Annotated in this window: 1 protein-coding gene and 1 pseudogene; both read left to right on the top strand. The window is 65.3% G+C overall.

The features are described from left to right. Positions 1-276: pseudogene (locus ACSQ3E_RS30740) on the top strand (deoxyribose-phosphate aldolase); the annotation flags it as partial. A gap of 175 nt (positions 277-451) precedes the next feature. Then, the coding region (locus tag ACSQ3E_RS30735) for an aldehyde dehydrogenase family protein (protein WP_436125498.1) at positions 452-2,667 on the top strand (2,216 nt) is incomplete at its 3' end.

Raw genomic sequence — 2,667 nt, 5'->3', positions numbered from 1 at the left:
GCGACGCTGCCCGTCGGCCTCGCCATGGTCAGAGCGATCCGCGCCTATCACGAGCAGACCGGCTACCTCATCGGCTTCAAGCCGGCCGGCGGCATCTCGACGGCAAAAGTCTCGCTCGACTGGCTGGTGCTGATGAAAGAAGAGCTCGGCCGGCCCTGGCTCGAACCCGAGCTGTTCCGCTTCGGTGCGTCGAGCCTTTTGACCGACATCGAACGCCAGCTCGAACACCACATCAGCGGCCGCTACTCGGCCAACCACCGCCACGCCATGGCGTGAGGTTTTTTTCCCCTTACCCTCCCCCTTGTGGGGAGGGTCGCGCCGCAGGCGCGGGGTGGGGGTAAGCGGCCAGCCGATTGTGTCCTATGAACAGATCAAAGAGCAAATAACCCCCACCCCGATCGGCGATGCCGATCGACCCTCCCCACGAGGGGGAGGGTGAAGGAGGCCTCTCATGAACATTCTCGAACGATACCACGCCATGGATTACGCCCCAGCCCCCGAGGCCCGCAGTGAAGCCGATGCCTGGCTTGCGGCCCGCGACTTTGCCAAGTCGCTGTTCATCGCGGGCGACTGGCGCGCCGGCATCGACGGCAAGAGCTTTGACACATCCGATCCCTCTGATGGTAAGCTTCTGGCCAAGGTGTCGGATGCCTCCGCCGCCGACATCGAGGTGGCCGTTGCCGCCGCGCGCAAGGCGCTGCCCAAGTGGAGTGCTGCCTCGGGCTATGAGCGGGCCAAGGTGCTTTATGCCATCGGCCGCGCCATGCAGCGCCACCAGCGCCTGTTTGCGGTGCTGGAAAGCCTCGACAACGGCAAGCCGATCCGCGAGAGCCGCGACATCGACGTGCCCCTGGCGATCCGTCATTTCATCCACCATGCCGGCTGGGCCCAGTCGCTCGCGAGCGAGTTCCCGGGCCGCAAGGCTGCGGGTGTCGTTGGCCAGATCATCCCGTGGAACTTTCCGCTTCTGATGCTCGCCTGGAAGATCGCACCCGCGCTCGCCACCGGCTGCACCGTGGTGCTCAAGCCGGCCGAGTTCACTCCGCTGACGGCGATCCTGTTTGCCGAGATATGCGAACGATCAGGCGTGCCCAAAGGCGTGGTCAACATCGTCCATGGCGGGCCCGAGGCGGGGGCGGCGATCGTCAACCATGCCGGCATCGACAAGATCGCCTTCACCGGCTCGTCGGAAGTGGGCAAGATCATCCGCAAGGCGACCGCGGGTAGTGGCAAAAAGCTGTCGCTGGAGCTCGGCGGCAAGTCGGCTTTCATCGTCTTCGAAGACGCCGATCTCGACAGTGCCGTCGAAGGACTTGTCGACGGCATCTGGTTCAACCAGGGCCAGGTCTGCTGCGCCGGCTCGCGGCTTCTGGTGCAGGAGAGCGTTGCCGAGGCCTTCATCGCCAAGGTCAAGACACGCATGAGCCGGCTGCGCGTCGGTGCGCCATTGGACAAGAACACCGATATCGGCCCGCTGGTCGACAAGAGCCAGCTCGACCGCGTCAGGCGCCTTGTCGAGGAAGGTGCAAGACAAGGTGCGGTCTGCTGGCAGCCCGACCAGGACGTGCCTGATACAGGCTATTACCACCTGCCGACGCTGGCGACGGGTGTCGCGCCCGCCAATATCCTTGCCCAGGAGGAGGTGTTCGGACCGGTGCTCGCCACCATGAGCTTCCGCAACACCGAAGAAGCGGTCGAACTCGCCAACAACACACGTTATGGCCTTGCGGCCTCGGTGTGGAGCGAAAACGTCAATCTCGCCTTGCATGTCGCCCCGCAGCTCAAGGCTGGCGTGGTCTGGATCAACGGCACCAACATGTTCGACGCAGCCTGCGGCTTCGGCGGCTACCGCGAGAGTGGCTTTGGCCGCGAGGGCGGGCGCGAGGGGCTGGAGGAATATCTGGCGCCGAACGAGCCGCATGGTCCTGTCATCAAGCCAGCAGCAGCACCGAAGCCGGCCGCGCGCGACAATGGTGAGCCAAACGGCATCGACCGCACCGCAAAATTGTTCATCGCCGGCAAGCAGGTGCGGCCCGACGGCAACTATGCGCTGCCGGTTCTGACCTCCAAGGGCAAGCTTGCGGGCGAGGTCGGCTTGGGCAGCCGCAAGGACATCCGTGACGCGGTCTCGGCGGCGCGCGCCTGCAAGGCCTGGCCGGAAGCGACAGCCTATAACCGGGCGCAGGTGCTCTATTATCTCGCCGAGAACCTGTCCGGCCGCGCGGAAGAGTTCGCGACCCGCATCGTCGAACTGACCGGTGCCAGCCACAAGGCCGCCAAGTCAGAAGTGGAAACCTCGATCGAGCGGCTGTTCTACTACGCCGGCATGGCCGACAAGTTCGAGGGCAGGGTGCACCAGCCGCCGGCACGCACCGTCACGCTCGCCCTGCATGAACCAGTCGGTGTCATCGGCATCGTCGCCCCCGACGAGGCGCCGCTGCTCGGCTTGGTCTCGCTGCTCGCCCCGGCACTTGCCATGGGCAACACCACCGTCGTGGTGCCGTCCTCCATCGCCCCGCTCGTTGCCACCGACCTCTACCAGGTGCTCGAGTACTCAGACATTCCCGCTGGCGCGATCAACATCGTCACCGGGCATACGGCGGAGCTTGCGGCGGTGCTCGCCAAGCATGACGACGTCGACGGCCTCTGGGTCGTTGCCGAAGCCGA

Origin of the sequence: Aminobacter sp. LjRoot7 (assembly GCF_964252895.1) — a bacterium.
Classification (GTDB): Bacteria; Pseudomonadota; Alphaproteobacteria; order Rhizobiales; family Rhizobiaceae; genus Aminobacter; species Aminobacter aminovorans_B.
This window is presented reverse-complemented; position numbering and strand designations above follow the sequence as displayed.